The 18191-nt window shown below is 40.4% G+C and carries 17 protein-coding genes and 4 tRNA genes; 14 read left to right on the forward strand and 7 right to left on the reverse strand.

Annotated elements, in window-relative coordinates; all coding sequences use genetic code 11:
- Nucleotides 1–66 precede the first annotated feature (66 nt).
- The 6 genes from ACOEN1_RS07430 to ACOEN1_RS07455 all read left to right on the forward strand — a co-directional run bounded on the left by ACOEN1_RS07430 (nucleotide 67) and on the right by ACOEN1_RS07455 (nucleotide 1961).
- Nucleotides 67–140: transfer RNA gene (locus ACOEN1_RS07430), tRNA-Gly, on the forward strand.
- 12 nt (nucleotides 141–152) lie between these two features.
- Nucleotides 153–229: transfer RNA gene (locus tag ACOEN1_RS07435), tRNA-His, on the forward strand.
- Nucleotides 230–240: 11 nt separating this feature from the next.
- Nucleotides 241–316, forward strand: a tRNA-Lys gene (locus ACOEN1_RS07440).
- A 3-nt stretch (nucleotides 317–319) separates the two neighbouring features.
- Nucleotides 320–403: transfer RNA gene (locus tag ACOEN1_RS07445), tRNA-Leu, on the forward strand.
- Nucleotides 404–552: 149 nt separating this feature from the next.
- Nucleotides 553–1029: an HAD family hydrolase gene (locus tag ACOEN1_RS07450; protein WP_422486124.1), complete on the forward strand. Its 477-nt coding sequence runs from the start codon at nucleotides 553–555 to the stop codon at nucleotides 1027–1029.
- Nucleotides 1030–1154: 125 nt separating this feature from the next.
- Nucleotides 1155–1961 carry a metallophosphoesterase gene (locus ACOEN1_RS07455; RefSeq protein ID WP_422486125.1) on the forward strand — a complete coding sequence of 269 codons (807 nt, stop codon included), beginning with the start codon at nucleotides 1155–1157 and terminating at the stop codon, nucleotides 1959–1961.
- A 56-nt stretch (nucleotides 1962–2017) separates the two neighbouring features.
- On the opposite strand, the gene ACOEN1_RS07460 is transcribed toward ACOEN1_RS07455, so the two are convergent.
- Nucleotides 2018–3445: a hypothetical protein gene (locus tag ACOEN1_RS07460; RefSeq protein ID WP_422486126.1), complete on the reverse strand. Its 1428-nt coding sequence runs from the start codon at nucleotides 3443–3445 to the stop codon at nucleotides 2018–2020.
- A gap of 415 nt (nucleotides 3446–3860) precedes the next feature.
- Here ACOEN1_RS07460 and panB point away from each other — a divergent pair, with 415 nt between their 5' ends.
- From panB to ACOEN1_RS07495, 7 genes are all read left to right on the forward strand, one after another.
- Nucleotides 3861–4712 carry a 3-methyl-2-oxobutanoate hydroxymethyltransferase gene (gene panB, locus ACOEN1_RS07465; protein ID WP_422486127.1) on the forward strand — a complete coding sequence of 284 codons (852 nt, stop codon included), beginning with the start codon at nucleotides 3861–3863 and terminating at the stop codon, nucleotides 4710–4712.
- 169 nt (nucleotides 4713–4881) lie between these two features.
- Entirely contained in the window at nucleotides 4882–5904 is a 1023-nt protein-coding gene (locus ACOEN1_RS07470; protein ID WP_422486128.1) for an alpha-hydroxy-acid oxidizing protein, read from the forward strand.
- Nucleotides 5905–5955: 51 nt separating this feature from the next.
- Nucleotides 5956–6882, forward strand: coding sequence for an AEC family transporter (locus ACOEN1_RS07475; protein ID WP_422486129.1), 927 nt, complete (start codon nucleotides 5956–5958; stop codon nucleotides 6880–6882).
- A gap of 13 nt (nucleotides 6883–6895) precedes the next feature.
- Nucleotides 6896–8170 carry a radical SAM protein gene (locus ACOEN1_RS07480; protein WP_422486130.1) on the forward strand — a complete coding sequence of 425 codons (1275 nt, stop codon included), beginning with the start codon at nucleotides 6896–6898 and terminating at the stop codon, nucleotides 8168–8170.
- Between the two features lie 33 nt (nucleotides 8171–8203).
- A complete protein-coding gene (locus ACOEN1_RS07485) occupies nucleotides 8204–8389 on the forward strand; it encodes a 4-oxalocrotonate tautomerase (protein WP_422486131.1) in 186 nt (61 codons plus the stop codon).
- 133 nt (nucleotides 8390–8522) lie between these two features.
- Nucleotides 8523–10529, forward strand: a complete 2007-nt coding sequence (locus ACOEN1_RS07490) for a TRAP transporter permease (RefSeq protein ID WP_422486133.1) — start codon at nucleotides 8523–8525, stop codon at nucleotides 10527–10529.
- A gap of 31 nt (nucleotides 10530–10560) precedes the next feature.
- Nucleotides 10561–11529, forward strand: a complete 969-nt coding sequence (locus ACOEN1_RS07495) for a TAXI family TRAP transporter solute-binding subunit (protein WP_422486134.1) — start codon at nucleotides 10561–10563, stop codon at nucleotides 11527–11529.
- Between the two features lie 49 nt (nucleotides 11530–11578).
- Here the strand turns inward: ACOEN1_RS07495 and ACOEN1_RS07500 are convergent, their stop codons facing one another.
- Entirely contained in the window at nucleotides 11579–12604 is a 1026-nt protein-coding gene (locus ACOEN1_RS07500) for a PfkB family carbohydrate kinase (RefSeq protein WP_422486135.1), read from the reverse strand.
- 232 nt (nucleotides 12605–12836) lie between these two features.
- On the opposite strand from ACOEN1_RS07500, the gene ACOEN1_RS07505 reads away from it, so the two are divergent.
- Complete coding sequence (locus ACOEN1_RS07505) at nucleotides 12837–13580, forward strand: bifunctional 4-hydroxy-2-oxoglutarate aldolase/2-dehydro-3-deoxy-phosphogluconate aldolase (protein ID WP_422486136.1); 744 nt, start codon at nucleotides 12837–12839, stop codon at nucleotides 13578–13580.
- A 66-nt stretch (nucleotides 13581–13646) separates the two neighbouring features.
- On the opposite strand, the gene sdaAA is transcribed toward ACOEN1_RS07505, so the two are convergent.
- From sdaAA to ACOEN1_RS07530, 5 genes are all read right to left on the reverse strand, one after another.
- Nucleotides 13647–14510, reverse strand: a complete 864-nt coding sequence (gene sdaAA / locus ACOEN1_RS07510; protein WP_422486137.1) for an L-serine ammonia-lyase, iron-sulfur-dependent, subunit alpha — start codon at nucleotides 14508–14510, stop codon at nucleotides 13647–13649.
- Nucleotides 14511–14523: 13 nt separating this feature from the next.
- Entirely contained in the window at nucleotides 14524–15186 is a 663-nt protein-coding gene (gene sdaAB / locus ACOEN1_RS07515) for an L-serine ammonia-lyase, iron-sulfur-dependent subunit beta (RefSeq protein ID WP_422486138.1), read from the reverse strand.
- Nucleotides 15187–15297: 111 nt separating this feature from the next.
- Complete coding sequence (locus ACOEN1_RS07520) at nucleotides 15298–16086, reverse strand: GDSL-type esterase/lipase family protein (protein ID WP_422486139.1); 789 nt, start codon at nucleotides 16084–16086, stop codon at nucleotides 15298–15300.
- A 13-nt stretch (nucleotides 16087–16099) separates the two neighbouring features.
- On the reverse strand, nucleotides 16100–17104 hold the full coding sequence (locus ACOEN1_RS07525) for an ABC transporter permease (RefSeq protein WP_422486140.1): 1005 nt from the start codon (nucleotides 17102–17104) through the stop codon (nucleotides 16100–16102).
- On the reverse strand, nucleotides 17097–18008 hold the full coding sequence (locus ACOEN1_RS07530) for an ABC transporter ATP-binding protein (RefSeq protein WP_422486141.1): 912 nt from the start codon (nucleotides 18006–18008) through the stop codon (nucleotides 17097–17099). Before ACOEN1_RS07530 ends, ACOEN1_RS07525 begins: the two co-directional genes overlap by 8 nt.
- Nucleotides 18009–18191 lie beyond the last annotated feature (183 nt).

Below are 18191 nucleotides of genomic sequence, written 5' to 3' on the forward strand. Positions count from 1 at the left end.
GCGGTTAATCCGCTAACGGAGTGCGGAGAAAATTTGAGTGTCTTCAGCAGTGCATTAAGTGTTGCTGCGGGTGTAGCTCAGTGGTAGAGCACTGGCTTCCCAAGCCAGCTGCGAGGGTTCGATTCCCTTCACCCGCTCCAAGAAAAAACGTGGTGGGTATGGCCTAGTTGGTTAGGGCGCCAGATTGTGGCTCTGGAGGTCGTGGGTTCGAATCCCATTATCCACCCCATTTTATTTTTTGACCCATTAGCTCAGTTGGCAGAGCACCTGACTTTTAATCAGGGTGTCCCGCGTTCGAGTCGCGGATGGGTCACCACTTGCGGGAATGGCGGAATTGGCAGACGCGCTAGACTTAGGATCTAGTGTCATTGACGTGGGGGTTCAAGTCCTCTTTCCCGCACCATATAAAATGCTCCGGATGCTTTATTATAAAAGCAGTCGGAGCATTTTTCCTTTTTGCAATGTGTTATAATAATTCTATAAAGTGAGAATCCGGGACGCCAGGGACGGTCCTTTTTGTCCCATAATATCAACAAGCAAAGGTGGGATATGATGATAAAGCTACAAATTCAAGGCTACGATGAGCCATTTGAAATAGAGAATCTGGTATTTGATTATAACGGTACCCTTGCCCTGGATGGAAAAATGTCTATCAGGACAAGGGAAGGTTTGAGCTTGCTCCATAAGGCTGGTTTCAATATAACTGTACTTACTGCAGACACCTTGGGAACCGTTACAAAGGAATGTGAAGGGTTACCGATTGAAGTAAATATATTTGATAAAGGGAACGCAGAGGAAAGCAAACTAGAAATTGTAAATAGACTTGGAGCTGAAAAAACTGCAGCAATAGGAAACGGTAGAAATGACCTTTCCATGCTTAAAAATGCAAATATTGGGATTGCGGTAATTGGAATGGAAGGCGCATATGCCGGTCTGATGCAGGCTGCAGATATTCTTGTGCCATCAATAGACTCAGCAATCGAACTATTCCTTAAGCCCAAGAGGATTGAAGCTACCCTCAGAAGATGAGATGTCGTGTAGGGGCTTTTGAATGCAGTAGGGACGGTTATTTTTGCTTTTTTTGAGGCTGGCTATACTACAATAAACCTTACCATCAAGAGATAAAGCAAGATCCTAAGGAGGCAAGCGAGCGTATGAAAATAAATACAATACTTCCGACGATTGCAATTATTGCAATCGGGCTGTTTTTATACAATAGAAATCAGATAACTGATTTCAGAACACAAAGGGTTTTTATTCAGTCAGACAAGGTTCAAAAAGATATCAGAATTGCTCAGGTGACTGATTCTCATTCAAACCAAAGAATAGATATAAGTAAACTAAAAGATCAAATTGAGGAATTCAATCCTCATATGATAGCCTTTACAGGAGACCTGGTAGACCATAAGACAGAAGACCTAACCGTAGCGCTAAAACTTATGGATTCACTCCGTTCCATGGGAGTACCTGTATACTTTGTAGAAGGAAATCACGAAATTGCAAACAGACATAGAAAAGAGCTTCTTAAGGAGCTTGAAGACAGAAATGTGATTATTCTTAAGAACAGTTCACATGAAATAGTAGTGGACGAAAATCCAATTGGAATATATGGCGCAGAGTTTTATGTTGAGGATCATGATTATCAAGAGATGCTATCCAGTGCCGATAGGGATAAACTGAATATTCTACTTTCTCACTCACCGGTTAAAGCATCCTGGTATGCAGATGGTGATGTGGATCTGATTCTTTCAGGCCATACCCACGGAGGACAGATAAGACTGCCACTGATTGGAGGATTAGTCTCACCCGGTCAGGGATTGTTTCCGCACTACGACAAGGGACTTATGGAGTTGCCAGAAGGAACAATGCTCTATATTGACAGTGGAATCGGCAACAGTGTACTTCCCATAAGAGTTATGAATCCGGTACAATTCTCTCTGATTACAATCTCAAAGAAATGAGACGCAAGGGACGGACCTTTTTGTCCCAAATCAAACAAAGAATTATCCCAGCTGAGTCAGCTGGGATTTATTGTTTCTGAAGTTTTTCTATAGCCTGAAACATTGTTTCTGTCCATCCACAATCTTTTGGATTCAATCAGAATATCAAGGTCTCTGTCACGCTCTCCCTTGATTCTAATTAGACTTTGCTGGACATTTAGAAGATCATTGTAGGTCAGGTAATCGTAATCTATAAGACCCATTGTGCCATCTGGCATATAAGCATATTCAAGGTTTCCATCAGGCTTAATCCACCTGTCTCTGGTTATCTTAACCCCATTAAGCATCTTCTGCGCAAAATCCAGATATTCTGGTTTTCTTTCTGTTTCATACAGCAACAGGAATGAATGAATCGCCTGAAGCTGATGATTCAGTGACATATGATTTTTTCTTCCCAAAGGATGAGAGTAGTCTTCAACAAGCCAACCTTCTCCAATGTTTGGATCACTGACCAGAAAATGTTTGTTTTTCCCATGCTCCATATAATAATCAGCAAGTCTTGTTGCATAATTCCTAAAGACCTCATCCCCAAATTTTCTGTAAGCGATTATGTTTGTTTCAATTGTATCTCCATTGAATCTCGTATCAAAGAATCCACCATCTATACCATAATCACCAAATAGCCAGTTGCTCCGTGGAAGAGTTGGAAGAAATCCCTCATTATTTATATTTTTTTGTGCTACCATAAGTAGTGACCGTCCGATTATTTCCGAAGCAAGACTTCCACCACTTCCTACAAGAGAGTTGGTTAAGTAATCACTTGGAATCCTCCAGTAGGAATTTGGAGTTGAAGGATAGTATGTTGAAGGGCTTTTGTAATGGTAGCCATCATAAAGCAATCGCGCATTCCTATCCAGGTCATAGGTTGACCACATTCTTAGCTGATCTTCGTCGTTGAAATCAATAAGCTCACTACTTGACCCGGCTCCCCAAAGTATCCCGTGAACTCCTGAGCTTAAGTTATAACGGAATGTAGCAACCCAGCCATCCCCATCCTTCCTTAAATGTATGGGTTGACTTGAAAGTGCTTCTTTTGTACCAGTTCCAAGGTCCCTGTATGTGTAAGGCTGACCGATTATATAATTGTATCTATCTGTCGATAAAAAAAGGATCCTCCCCTGTGGAAGAGTACCATCAACCAAGGGCAATTGTACAAGATTGTTTTCACTGTCAAAGTACCTTAAGGTTCCTGAATCACCTGGAATTCTAAAACTTGTCCAGTAAGCATAGTCTGTCTTTGATACAATCCTTCTCAAGAAGAAGCTTCCCTTGTCAGGTAAGCTGTTGTTTGTCTGTATATAGGCAACATGATCATTGACCTTTTGATAATATTCATTGAAACTGGATGCTGATGCTTTGGAATTGATACTAAAAATTAGTGAAATTGAGACTAATAAAATCAATAATGGAAATTTTAAATTAGAAATATATGATTCTTTTTCCATCCAATATCCTCCTTTTGCAAAAAAGTTTGTCAATAAAAAATTGAATCAAACTACTTTTTTTGATGTTATGATACCTTATACCGCACATTTAAAGAGTTATATGCCATAGCAGCTAATCTCTTCCATGGACATTAACCTTAAGATTAAGATCTCCTTTTAGCTCCAGGTCAATACCAGTAATTCCTTCCTATTCGCACATTATTTCCGGAATTGAAGAATAAGTATCAACTATTTAATTATACCCTTTTTAAGGGAAAATGTTCATTTTTCAAGTTACAGTTTCATTACAGAATTATTATTGACTAGCTTGCAGATGAACTGGACTTTTAGACTTATCTTGATTAAGATGAAATAAAGAGAATTGTAATGATGGCCTGTAACTGCAAATATGGAAATTACAAGGAGGCGTGATAAAATGTCAAAGAAGAAAAGTATTTTAGATTTACACAAGATGAAAAACAATGGAGAGAAAGCAAAATGGGTAACGGCATACGACTTTCCCGTGGCATCATTTGCAGAACAAGCCGGGATGGACATGATTCTAGTTGGGGACTCACTGGGGATGATAGTTCAAGGTCTTGATGGTACTGTGCCAGTGACCATGGATCAATGTATCTACCACTCTCAAATAGTAAGAAGGGGAGCTCCGAATACATTTGTTATTGGAGATATGCCTTTTGGATCATACCAGGTCAACGACGATGATGCGGTAAAGAATGCAGTAAGATTCCTGAAGGAAGCAAATTGTGATGCAATAAAGCTGGAAGGTGGGGTCAGAGTTGCAAGTAAGATAAAGGCGATTTCAGATGCAGGAATTATAGTTTTTGGACATATTGGATTGACACCTCAGAGTTCTGGGCAAATGGGAGGATTCAAGGCGCAAGGATTACATGTGGACAGTGCCAGAGATATTATTAAGGATGCTTTGGCAGTAGAGGAAGCAGGAGCCCTGGCAGTATTATTGGAAGGAATCCCACCAGAGTTGACTGAATTTATTGCGAACACTTTGGCAATACCCGTTTATGGAATCGGTGCAGGAGCACCATGCGATGGGCAAGTTCTTGTATGTGGAGACCTGTTGGGTATGTTCCAAAACTTCACGCCCAAATTCGCCAAGAAATATACAAATCTTGCGGAAATAGTAGTCACTGCATTCAAGGAATTTATTGAGGATGTGGATAGCGGAAACTTTCCCGAGAACAAACACGTTTATCATGTAAAAGATAGTGTTGAAGACTTCCAGAAACTATTTGACGAGTTCAGATAGACTTTAGTTTATTTCCATAATCTATTATTTAAAAACTCACAGATGTCTATAAGCTACAATAGATAATGTGAGTTTTTAAGCATATATCGATAGAAAGTTATTTGTGCTTTATATTTAATGCTCTAATGTTATAATAGGAACTAGTAGAATCAAAAGAAGGAGGATGACTATGGATTATAATGAAATCAGAGAAAAGGCAAAAGAGATTCTCTCACCGCTGTGTTTGGTGTGCAAGGAATGCAACGGAGTGGCCTGCAGAGGTTGGGTCCCTGGTGTTGGAGCCAAGGGTACCGGCAACAGCTTTATAAGGAACTACGATTATTTGCAACGTGTAAAAGTAGTAATGGATTTGATATACAAGGGAGAAGGACAGGATACATCCATCAGTTTATTCGGAAAAGTGTTTTCAGCACCAATTTTTGTAGCCCCCATAGGTGGAATGGACATAAACTACGGTGGTAGAATAGCTGAAGGCGAGTATAACAGAAGAACGCTTGTAGGCGCAAAAAACGCTGGTATAGCAGCATTTACAGGTGATGGCGCCAATGATACATATTTCAATGAACCACTGGTACCCCTGAAGGAAGTCCATGGATGGGGAATACCAACACTTAAACCATGGGCCGTTGACAAAGTACTGGAAAAGATAAAACTTGTTGAAGAACTGGATGTTTTAGCCTTGGCAATGGACATTGATTCAGCAGGTCTGGTGCATCTGGCGAAATCAGGCAAACCTGTTTTTACAAAGTCAGTTCAAGATCTCAAGGAAATCGTTGATGGTACAAGGCTACCATTTATCATAAAGGGCGTAATGTCGGCCGAAGGAGCAAAAAAAGCAGCAGACTCCGGCGCATATGGAATTGTGGTTTCAAACCATGGGGGAAGGGTTCTTGACAATACTCCTGCCACAACAGAGCTACTGCCTGAAATTAAGGAAGCCGTAGGTGACAGGATCAAGATATTTGTTGATGGTGGGATCCGTACAGGAGCGGATGTATTCAAAGCCATTGCCCTTGGTGCAGACGCCGTCCTTATAGGAAGAACATTTACAATTATGGCAATCGGAGGTGGAGCAGAGGGTGTTCAGCTCCATGCTGAAAAACTTATTGCTGAGCTTAAGGATACCATGCTTATGACTGGATGCAGCAGCATTTCAGATATTAGCAAAGAAAGAATCGTTTTGCCAAAATAATGAAAAGGGAGCAGCCAGGCTGTTCCCTGAATACATAGATGGAGTGGACATATGGATATTTTCTTATATACATTTTTCAATATAATATTTCCAATATTTATAACTATTTTTGCAGGCTATGCATTTAGGTCAAGATTTCCAATAGATGTGCGAAGTCTTGTCAAGATTCAGCTTTATCTTCTGCTACCCGCGCTATTATTCGTAAAGGTTTATGAAAGCGAGTTAAGCGGGGAAATCCTGACTTCAGTGACCTTGTCAATTGCCTTTGTCATGACTGTAATCTACGTGCTATCATTTGTTATTGCCAGGCTAAGAGGCTACTCATCTGAGGATACAAGTGTATTTATCAACTCAAATACCTTCTATAACGCTGCCAACTTAAGTCTTCCATTGATGAATCTGCTCTATACAAACCCAATTGCAGTTTCAATCCAGGCTATTATTATTATAGTACATAACATTGCTTTTTTTACAATAGGAATGTTCACAGTTGGAAACAGCAGTGGAAATTTGAGAAGAGCAATAAGCAGTATATTCAAGATGCCCTTTATTTATGTAATGATTACAGGTATAATATTTAAGAGGCTCAATATGACAATCTGGGATCCCATTTGGCAGTCAATAAGCCTCTTGACAACAACTTATACTGGAGTGGCTTTGCTAACACTTGGTGCCCAGCTAAGAGAAACCAATTTCAGTTTTGGAAATATGAGGATTTACCTTTCAAATATCATTAGACTTCTGCTAGCTCCTTCAATTGCCTTTGCAGTAGTTACAGTAATGGGAATTGAAGGAATTGTAGCTCAGGTAATTGTAATAGCAATGGGGGCACCAACTGCAGTAAATGTTGCACTTATGGCAATTGAGTTTGACAACAGACCGGAGTTTGCATCCCAGGCTGTATTGACTTCAACAGTATTAAGTGCAGTTACCTTAACTTTGATAATAATATTTGTACAAGTAGCCATGCCTATTTAGAAAGGTGATAAAAATGAAGAATCATCTGTTTATTGAAAAGAATAAGGACGGATCCCTTAAGATACCCAAGGATGCCTTAGAAAATGAGCATCAGGGGCGACACGGGGAATATATCTTTTACGAGGAAAATGGAAAGCTGATATTGGCTCCGTCAATACACTCAGTTCAGAGATTATACATAGAACCAACAGATGCATGCAATCTTAACTGCGTCACATGCATAAGAAAGACATGGACTGAGACGCTGGGATTTATGGAGAGGGAAGAATTTGACAAGCTTGTCGAAGACATAAAGGAAATCAAGACCATTGATTCAGTTATGTTTGGTGGTTTTGGTGAGCCGACACATCATCCCGATATCTACCATATGATCAAAAGCATCAGCGATTTGGGAATAAAGACTGAAATCACAACTAATGGAACCAATCTCACCGAGGAGAACATAAAAAAACTTATGGACTCGGGACTGAAAAATGTCTGGGTATCTGTTGATAGCATGGATATGAACAAGTTCAATGAAATCCGTGAAGGTGCTGATTTTGCTCATGTCTATGATAACCTGATGACCTTGAAAAGGCTTAACAGAGGCAAAAATAAAAAGCTTACACTGGGTATAGCCTTTGTAGTTACAAAGGACAATGCAGAGGACCTTTCAAGCTTGAAAAGCTTTGCATCCAAGGTTTGGGCTGAGAAGATCTCGGTCAGCAACGTAATACCATACGATCAGGAAATGGAAGAGAAGATGCTCTGTAAAAAGACTCTTTTCAAACCACTGGCATACAGAAGCCAGGATGTTATTAGAAAAGGAACCAAGGAAGTAATGATTCCTGAGATAAGCCTTCCTAGAATCGACTACAATAAGTACACAAAGGAAGGACTATACGATATATATTCCTCAATGATGAAGACAAAACTGCTTGGAGAGGCTTTCAACGAATACAACGACTACTGCAGATTTGTAAACGAAGGTATTGTATTTGTAAGGTGGGATGGAGAAGTATCGCCATGTATGGGACTACTTCACTCCTACACAACCTTTTTGAATGGAAATAAAAGGTTAATGAAAGAGCACACCTTTGGCAATATCAAGGATAAATCACTAATAGAAATATGGGAACAGGAGGATTTCAGGGATTTCAGACAAACGGTCTATGACTTTGATTTCTCACCGTGTGTTCTTTGCGGAGGTTGCGAAGATGTAGACAGCAATGATAAGGATTGTCTGTCAAATACATTTCCTGCATGTGGAGGATGTCTCTGGGCACAGGGAGTAATACAGTGTCCATAGGGAACTACTAAAAAATATCAAGGAGGAATACAGATGCCAATACTACAAGTTGAAATGCTTAAAGGAAGAACTGTTGAGCAAAAGAGAGCGATGGTAGAAAAGGTGACAGATGCACTTGTAGAAACAGTCGATTGCAAAAGGGATGCCGTAAGAATTATAATCAGAGAAATGGAAGACGAGAACTTTGCAATTGCTGGAGTATTAAAATCAGACATGTAATGATGAAGGCTACTGTTGAATAATAACAGTAGTCTTTTCGTTTAATGAGTTTATAGACTAAAATTTTCGATTGATTTAATCTCTATAGTGAAATAGAATTAAGAATGTATCAAAGGACGAGAAGGTGCTGAAAATGAGCAAGAATTACAGTGATCTTGAATCAATTTCACATTTGACCCATGAGGAGATTGAAAGGCTGGAAAAGGAAGTCCACCACATAGTAGAAGATGTGGACAGAAGGAGCAGAATACGAACCTACAAAGGACCATGGGCAAGGATCATAACGGTCTTGTCAGTACTTTGGGTGATTTTCCAGCTCTACTTCACAACAATCGGAACCATGGAGGCAATATCATTCAGGGCAATACACGCATCAGTGTTGCTCTTGTTTGCATTTCTTCTTTATCCTGCATGGAAAAATGAAAACAGGGATAGGACCAGTCCAACACTACTTGATTATATTCTGATCGGACTCAATATATTGGTGTTCGGGTACTTTGTAGTAAACTATAATAGAATAGCCATGACCGGTGGTTTTGTAACAGACTTTGAAAACCTCGTTGGATTCCTTGCAATAGTATTGGTTTTTCTCGCTGCAAGACGAGCATCCGGTGGACTTGTATGGTTTTCTCTGATATTTCTTCTGTACAATTTTGTTGGAAGGATGATTCCGGGACAATTGGGGCATGGCGGATTTTCAGTTTCAAGAATCATTGGCCATATGTTTTGGGGTAGCCAGGGCATATTTGGAAGTGGTATCGGTGTGGCAGCAACATATATCTTCATATTTATACTTTTCGGGGCATTTTTAAACCTAAGTGGATTCAGCAGACTGGTAAACAATATTTCCCTGTCACTTGTAGGGAGAACAGCCGGAGGACCAGCCAAGGTTTCCGTGGTTGTATCAGGTTTTCTGGGAATGATAAATGGATCTGCTGTAGCAAATGTTGCGACAACAGGGATTATTACCATCCCCATGATGAAGGAAAGCGGATACAAGAAGGAATTTGCAGCTGGAGTTGAGGCAGCCGCTTCTACAGGAGGACAATTTCTTCCCCCGGTTATGGGAGCTGTAGCCTTTCTAATGGCAGAGTACATAGGTGTATCATATGCAGTAGTAGCCTTGGCGGCTTCAGTGCCTGCTGTTTTGTATTACTTTGGTCTCCTTATGGCTGTTCACTTTGAAGCAAAACGACTTGGTCTTAAGGGACTGGACAGAGAGAATATTCCAGATGCACTCAAAGTACTTAAAACAGAAGGACATCTTGTTGCGCCACTGATTTCCCTTCTGGGACTTATGGTAATAGGCTATACTCCGCTTTATGCCTGTGTAATTTCAATATTTGTTGTAATAGCATCAAGCTGGTTGAGAAGGCACACCAGAATGGGAATAAAGACAATAGTAGAGGCGTGTGAAGATGGAGTAAAGGGAGTTATCAGTGTAGGTGTTAGCTGTGTTATAATAGGTATTATCGTGGGAACAGTATCACTGACGGGACTGGGTCTAAAGTTTGGATACCTTATGCTTAAAGTAGTTGGACCTGGGGAGCTTCTAAAGGCTGGAGTAATGGTGGCTCTTATGAGTATAATTCTTGGTATGGGAGTACCGGGAATAGCCGCCTATGTAATAGTAACGGCAGTGGCGGTACCGGTGATGGTAGAGGTTGGAGCAATTCCAATAGCGGCCCATCTTTTCTGCCTTATATATGCATCACTTTCAAATATAACACCACCTGTTGCAATGTCAGTCTATGTTGCATCGGGAATAGCCGATTCGGACTTTAGAAAAACTGCGACACAGGCGGTTTTGGTTGGCTTGTCAGGATTTTTGCTTCCATTCTTTTTCCTGATTAACCCGATACTACTTCTGGGAGCAGCTCCCGAGGGCACTGGAATAGGTGCTACGACCATTGCCATAGCAGGTGCAGTAATTGGAATTTACTTCCTGGCATCGGGAACGCAAGGATGGTATATTAGAAAGAGTGGAATGGTCGAAAGAATATTATCAATACTTATAGGGCTTCTTTTAATACATCCTGCTGGAGGAACAGATGCAGTGGGAGTTGGAATTGGGATAGTTCTTACCATATATCAGCTACAGAAAAACAAAGGCGACAAGGCAAAAAATATTAATGCCTAGAATATATACAAGTTTTAGAGAGGAGACCATAATGAAAAAAATATTATCAATAGCATTGATGATTGCACTTACCGTAGCTATCATTTCTGGGTGCAGCAACGAGCAAGGTGAAACCACATATCTAAAATTTCCTACAGCATCCACCACAGGAGCAATCTATCCAATTGGAGCTGCTATCTCAAATCTTTGGAATGAGAATATTGAAGGGCTCAATGTTTCAGTTGAGGCTTCAAACGGGGGAGTGCAGAATCTCGGATTGGTTGCGCAGGGAGAGGCACAGATTGGTGTTGCCGTAACAAATATTATGACTGAACAGAAAAATGGAACCGGAGTATTTGAAGGGAATCAATATGACGGAATCAGAGTCCTGACAGCACTTTATTCAAACTATAATCAGGTAGTGGTATCAGAGGATTCAGGAATCGAAACCCTTGGCGATATCAAGGGCAAGGTATTTGCACCTGGAGCACCGGGGAGTACGCCGGAAGTTGAATCAAACATTCATCTTACTGCAGCGGGAGTAAATTATCCGGATGATTTTAATCCTCAGTTTGTTGGATTTACAGAGTCGATTGACCTGATCAGAAACAGACAGCTTGACGGAGCATGGATTCAGGCTGGAATTCCCACATCAGCGGTTTCTGAAATCATATCAACAGCAGGAGGGAAGCTGATATCAATTGATGAGGATGTCATAGAGCAGCTGACAGATGAATATCCCTGGTACAACAGAGCTATAATCCCTGCAGGGACATATGAGGGACAGGAAGAGGATGTTGTAACAACAAGTATAGTAATAACAATTTTTGTAGATGAAAGCCTACCTGAGGAAACTGCCTATCAGATGACCAAGGTCTTCTGGGAGAATGTTGAGTCCCTGGCAAGCACGCACAATGCAATCAAGGGTCTTCAGCTCGAAGATGGAGTGGAGAATCTCGCAGGTCTGCCTTTACACGATGGTTCAGCTAGATACTACAGGGAAATGGGAGTATTGGATTAATAAAAATCCCCTAAACAAGAAGGTTCTTGTTTAGGGGATGATTTTTTGTTTATCTTTGAACCCTTCCGGATGCATCGCCTTTTAAGAGTTTTTCAACTTCCGCAATTGTGACCATATTGAAATCACCAGGAATTGTATGCTTCAAGGCAGAAGCTGCAACCCCAAATTCAAGGGCATCCTTATAATTATACCCTGACAATAATCCGTGGATTAATCCTGAAGCAAAAGAATCTCCTCCACCAACGCGATCAACAATCCTAACATCATACTTTCTTGACTGATAGAATTCATTGCCATCATAAATGCAGCCAGACCAGCCGTTATCTGATGCAGAGTAGGATTCCCTTAAGGAGCTAACAACATACTTGAAGCTGAATCTTTCCATCATCTGCTTGAACATATTCTCATAGCCCGATAATTCAAGTTCACCCTTTGTAACATCTGTATTTCCAGGTCTAAAGCCAAGTACCAATTCAGCATCCTCCTCATTACCGATGCAGACATCCACATATTGCATCAGATTGGTCATTGTTTTCTGAGCCTGTTCAGGAGTCCATAATTTTTTTCTGTAGTTAAGATCAACTGATACTGTAACACCATGCTTCTTGGCTGCTTTTAACGCCTCATCTGTAAGATGCGCAGCCTTTTCTCCTAGAGCAGGAGTGATGCCGGAAAAATGGAACCAGTCAGCATCCTTGAAAATCTCATCAAAATCAAACTCTTCAGCATCAGCTTCTGATATTGAGGAATGGCTTCTGTCGTAAATTACTTTGGAAGGTCTCATCGATACGCCTGTTTCAAGAAAATATATTCCCAATCTGTCTCCACCCTTTTGGATGTACTCGGTCTTGACTCCGAATCTTCGAAGATGATTAAGTGCAGACTGTCCAATTTCCTGATTAGGTACCTTTGTTACAAAATATGAGTCATACCCGTAATTGGCAAGAGAAACAGCAACATTTGCCTCACCGCCACCATAAACCACATCGAAGCTTTCAGACTGAACAAAACGTTTGAATCCTGGTGCAGAGAGTCTTAGCATTATTTCACCCAATGTAACAACTTTTTTCATCATACAACAACCTCCCAAGAAATTATTAGTCATCTAAATTCACTTCTATGATTTACCATTAAAAGCTATTATGATATATTATAACAAGAATTCAATGAAAATATTTGGAGAATTTAAAAAAATATTTAAAATCGTTTCAACTTTGAGTCAAACATTCTCCGCTGAGTTATATTAAAACATAAAAGTAATAGCAATGGAAGTGAAAGCAAAACATATAAAAAATGGGAGGGATTCTATGGATACTTTGGAAAGAATTGGATTGATTGGACTGGTTCCAGTGGTAGCATTTGAAAATATCAACCAGGCTCTACCAGCAGCAAAGGCGATTTACGAATCTGGAATTGAAGTAATCGAAGTTACTTTAAGAACTGAAGCCGGCCTTGAAGCAATTAAACTAATCCGAGAAAACATGCCGGAAATGCTGGTTGGGGCAGGAACGGTCTTAACGCTTCAAAATGCTAAGGATGCCATTGAAGCAGGCGCAAGCTTCATTGTGTCTCCCGGCTTTAGCGATGAGGTTGTTAGATACTGTCAAGAAAATGGTGTACCAATAACTCCAGGTTGTGTTACCCCTACTGAAATAGGAAATGCCATGGAAAAAGGTGTTACTACACTAAAGTTCTTCCCTGCAAGCGTCTTTGGAGGAGTAAAAGCAATGAGTGCGCTTATGGGACCATTTAAACACGCAGGGCTTAAGTTTATTCCAACAGGGGGAATAAGCGAATCGAATCTGCATGAGTACGCTGACAAATCATTTGTACATGCGGTAGGGGGAGGGTGGCTCTGCAGCTCAAAGGATATGAAAGCCGGAGACTTTGAAAGCATTACTAAAACCTGTAAGAAGGCGGTTGATATATTACTGGGATTTGAATTGGATCACCCGGAAATAGTTGAAAAAGAGGAAAAACTATTGGATATCAAGACCCATAATACGGACAGAGCCATGTATTACCTTAAAAAAAGAGGCTATATTGAATAGCGGCACACTCAAAAATAAAAGAACTGTCCATTGTATAAGGACAGTTCTTTTCTAGAGAATAAAGTCTTAAAGAAGCTTCTCTTTCCACATCTTTCCGGTCTCAGTTACTGCCAAGCCAGCAAGTGAGGTTTCCCTTAAAGTAACAGGCATTGCAAGACCGATGTTATACATTGCACTGATAACCTCGTCCCAAGGTACCTTTGTTTCAATACCGGCAAGAGCCATTTCAGCTGCCATAATTGCATTTGAGGCGCCGGCAGCATTTCTCTTAATGCATGGAACTTCAACTAGTCCAGCCAAAGGATCACAGGTAAGTCCAAGCATATTCTTTAAGGCCAAAGCCATAGCGTGAGCAGCTTGTGTTGGTGTACCGCCTGCCATTTCAACAGCTGCAGCTGCTGCCATTGCGCTTGCTGAGCCAATCTCAGCCTGACATCCTCCAGCAGCTCCTGATATAAATGCATTGTTTGCAATTACAAATCCAAACGCACCAGCTGTAAAAAGATGCATCATGGTCATCTTATCATCCATGCCCAGCTTTTCCTGCAATGCAAGAACAACAGCTGGAAGAACCCCTGATGACCCTGCAGTTGGACTGGCACAGATCAGTCCCATGGATGCATTAACCTCATTTATTGATATTGCATAGGATACAGCCTTTAGAAGGGTTGAATTTGTTAGGAAATCCCCTTTTTTTATGTATTCATCCATCTTCTTGGCATCGCCACCTGTCATACCTGAATAGGATGTAACACCTTCAAGACCCTTAAGGGCAGAGTTTTTCATTACCTGGTATTGCTTATCCATTCTTTCAATGACTTCCTCGCGACTTTTTTCTGTCAACACAGACTCTTGTTCAATCATAATCTCATATAATTTTTTATTCTGATCCTCTGCTTGCTGGACCAGCTCCTGAACGTTCTTAAACATCTATATCACCTCTCTATTCGCTAAGGGTAATTACCCTTATTATATTCTCTTTTTTCGTAATGGCATTGATAAGATTATCTGATACAGGCTGGTCTGTTTCAATTGTCATAAGAGCGATATCACCCTTTTCAATTCTCGAAACATCCATGCCGCTGATGTTGATTTTATTGGCTGCAAGGGTTGATGCCACCCCAGCGATAGCACCGTAGGCGTCCTTGTGGAATATCAGAATTGCAGGGTTTTCACCGGACAGCTTCAGTGGGAATCCGTTAAGTTTTGTAATTCTAACCACACCACCGCCAATTGATATGGCTGCAATGTCAATCTGGTCATCGCCACGGAGAAGAGTTATCTCCATGGTATTTGGATGCTCAGGAATAGCCTTCTCCTTGATAAATGAAACATCAATGCCCAGCTCTTTAGCCCTAACAAGGGAATCAGGTATCCTTGGGTCATCAGTCTCGTAATTGAGAATTCCACCAACAACTGCCACATCAGATGCATGACCTTTGTAAGTCTCTGCAAATGATCCGTATAGCCGCACTACGATTTTTTCAGGTTGCGCATCAAAAAGCCTTCGTGCAATCTGACCGATTCTTACAGGACCTGCTGTATGTGAACTAGAGGGTCCAACCATTACAGGCCCGATGATATCAAATACGCTTCTATATTTCATCGTTTCTCTCCTCTCAAATATGTATTGTAGTAACTTATAATTATATCAGATTGGGAAGACTTTTACACTGCTTCTTGGTGAAGTGAGGATCAGAAAACGCCAGGTGTCTTCTTATTCAAAAAATGTACCATAGTTTATATTCTTAAGGATTCTATCAGCTATGGCTTTGTGACCTTCACTATTTGGATGCAAGCCATCAGCTGAGATGAATAATTCTGAATTTAGCTTGAAGAGATCGTATGTGGGAGTGAAAATAGTGTTTTCAAAGGATTCCACAAGCTTTTGTGTCGAGTGATTCCATTCAATTAGCCAACTGGAATTCTCAGCATTTGAGTCATTGTAATTGAGATTATAGAGACCTAAAAAAACAATGAAGGCATCCTTGTTTTCTGCTCTGATTTTAGTCAGTACTTCCTTAAGTTGGCTTGTGTAGGTCTCCAGTGTCTCTTGATAGTATTGCGATTTTTGAGCACTATCAACTTCTTCAATAGACCTGATGTCATTTCCACCAATGGAAATCAGAATAAGGTTTGCGCTACGAATACCATCGATTGTATTCGGTTCATTGATTTGTGAAAGGAGCATCGATGTCCTAAGACCTTCCATTGAAATATTGAAAAGGGGTACAGGTTCACCCCTGGCATCTGAAATCGCAGCAGCTATAAGTCCCACAAAGCCCTGACCATTGATATCACCAGTGCCTCTGGCGAGAGAATCTCCCATGGCAAGTATCGACTTAACATCTAATGGCTCAGGGGAGTTTTCCATGACCAATTGTGGTTCTTCAGGGGCTTGATTGACTTCTATGCCAATTTTAATTGATTGTCCAAAACCATAAGCGAAAATTACCAAACCCAGTATTGAAATTATGCTTATTGTTAACCAAATCATTTTTTTCATCTTCTATATCCTCCTATGCCAAAATATCCTTGTGGATAAAGACAATAAATCCAATCACAATGGCACCCAAACTCCAGCCCAATAAGACTAGAGTTGAAAATATCATGCTCAAGCCCTCCACAATCTGGAAGCTTCCGGAAATATAAGATATTAAGTTAAGGTTGACCGTAAATAGATATCGCGTTATCTTCCAATCTGATATGAAAAGACTGAGAAAGCTACCACCAATCAGTGTGGACATCATAATTCCTATTGATGCAGATGTACTTTTTTCCATGATGGAGATCATCAATGAAAGTGATCCAATAACAAAGGCAACAAAATATCCAATGGAGTAAGACATTAGAAGATATCGCCACTGTGGGATTGTACGTACTGCAGAAGTGTCCAGTCGGTTCTCTAGCACCCTGAAGCCTGTGATTACAGGTTCATTAAAGCCTGAATAACCAAAAACCACAAGTGCAATTGCATATGAAAAAATTGCCATCATGAAAATGACCAACATTTCCAACATAGAAAGTGCAAGCAATTTTGCCATAAGTATACGCCATCGTTTTACTGGTCTTGTGAGGATTAGTTTTATTGTACCTGTGTTCATTTCACCGGATACCATGTCTCCTGCCAGCAATATGATTAAAAGAGGTAAAAAAAGAAATATGGATTGTTCCAGAAATGCACCCATAAAACGCGCTGCACTGGAATTAATCGGACTCACATCATTTTCAAGGTAGAATCTGAGTTGTTCTGCGCGGACACGTATGGAGGCTTTTCCTTCATCCGGAATATAGGGGTTGTCAAGTCTTCGTTCCAGATCTATTAGTTGTTGTCCGATTATGTTTTTCCAGTCATCAGTATTTTCAATACCCAGCTGTTCTGCAACACGGTCTTGGGTTTTAGTTAGGGTATAGTTTTCTCCATAAGCAAAAAGTGAAATTAGTACCATGAGAATTACGGCTATGACGTGGATTCTTTTCTTATAGAAGGTTTTCATGATTTCGTTTTCTATTAGTTTAACCAATTGTTTCGCCTCCAGTTAGCTCCATAAAAAGATCCTCTAGAGACTTCTGCTGCTTGGATACAAATTTCAATCCGATATTGCTGGACATCAAGGCTTTGTTAATTGCTGTAAGTTGGGAATCATCAGTGAAAGCGCTTATGGATTCCTCTGATTCCTTGATGGCTGCAATCCCGAAATCCTTTTTTAGAATCTCTTTAGCTTTCTGAACATTGGTGACATGCCATGTGATTTTTTGATCGCTTGACAGATTTTCAACCTTGGAGGTTTTAATGATTTCACCATGCAGTATTATGGCAACCTCATCACAAATCATCTGTATTTCAGAAAGTAGATGACTGGACACAAAAATTGTCATCCCGTGTTCTTTTGACAAGGATTTGACCAGTGTTCTGAATTCCCTGATACCAGCTGGATCCAGACCGTTGGTGGGTTCATCTAAAATGAGAAGGTCAGGTGATTTCATAAGTGCTTGCGCAATGCCAAGACGTTGCTTCATACCAAGAGAGTAGGTCCCGACTTTATCGTTGATTCGATTTGAGAGGCCTACGAGCTCGACAACTTCATCAATGTTTTCATGAGAGATTCCAGCTTCCATTTTGCCAAGAAATTCCAGGTTGTCAATGCCAGAGAGGTATTCATAGAATTCTGGGTTTTCTATAATGCAGCCGACATTTGACATGGCCTTTACGAAGGATTTTTGTATGTCGTGACCACAGATTTCCACAGAACCTGAAGTAGAGCTGATAAGCCCTACAATTATTCGGAGAGTCATGGTCTTGCCAGCTCCGTTAGGTCCTAAAAATCCATAAATTTGACCCTTATGAACATCAAAAGAAACATCTTTTATAATTGATTTACCCTTTATATTTTTTGAAACATTTTTCAGAGACAATACAGTTTCCATAAATTTCATCCTTTCCAGATGATTATATAATAATTATACCCAACTGGAATTTATGCTTACATTGCTGAGTAGATTATTGTTAAGTTGAACTATTTAGGAGAAGATGGTTAGTGTAAAATAACTGTAGGAAAAATAAATGAGAATAGAGCTCCGTATGGTATGATTAATTTTGAGGAAAAAACC

Origin of the sequence: Gudongella sp. DL1XJH-153 (assembly GCF_049310905.1) — a bacterium.
GTDB lineage: Bacteria > Bacillota > Clostridia > Tissierellales > Tissierellaceae > Gudongella.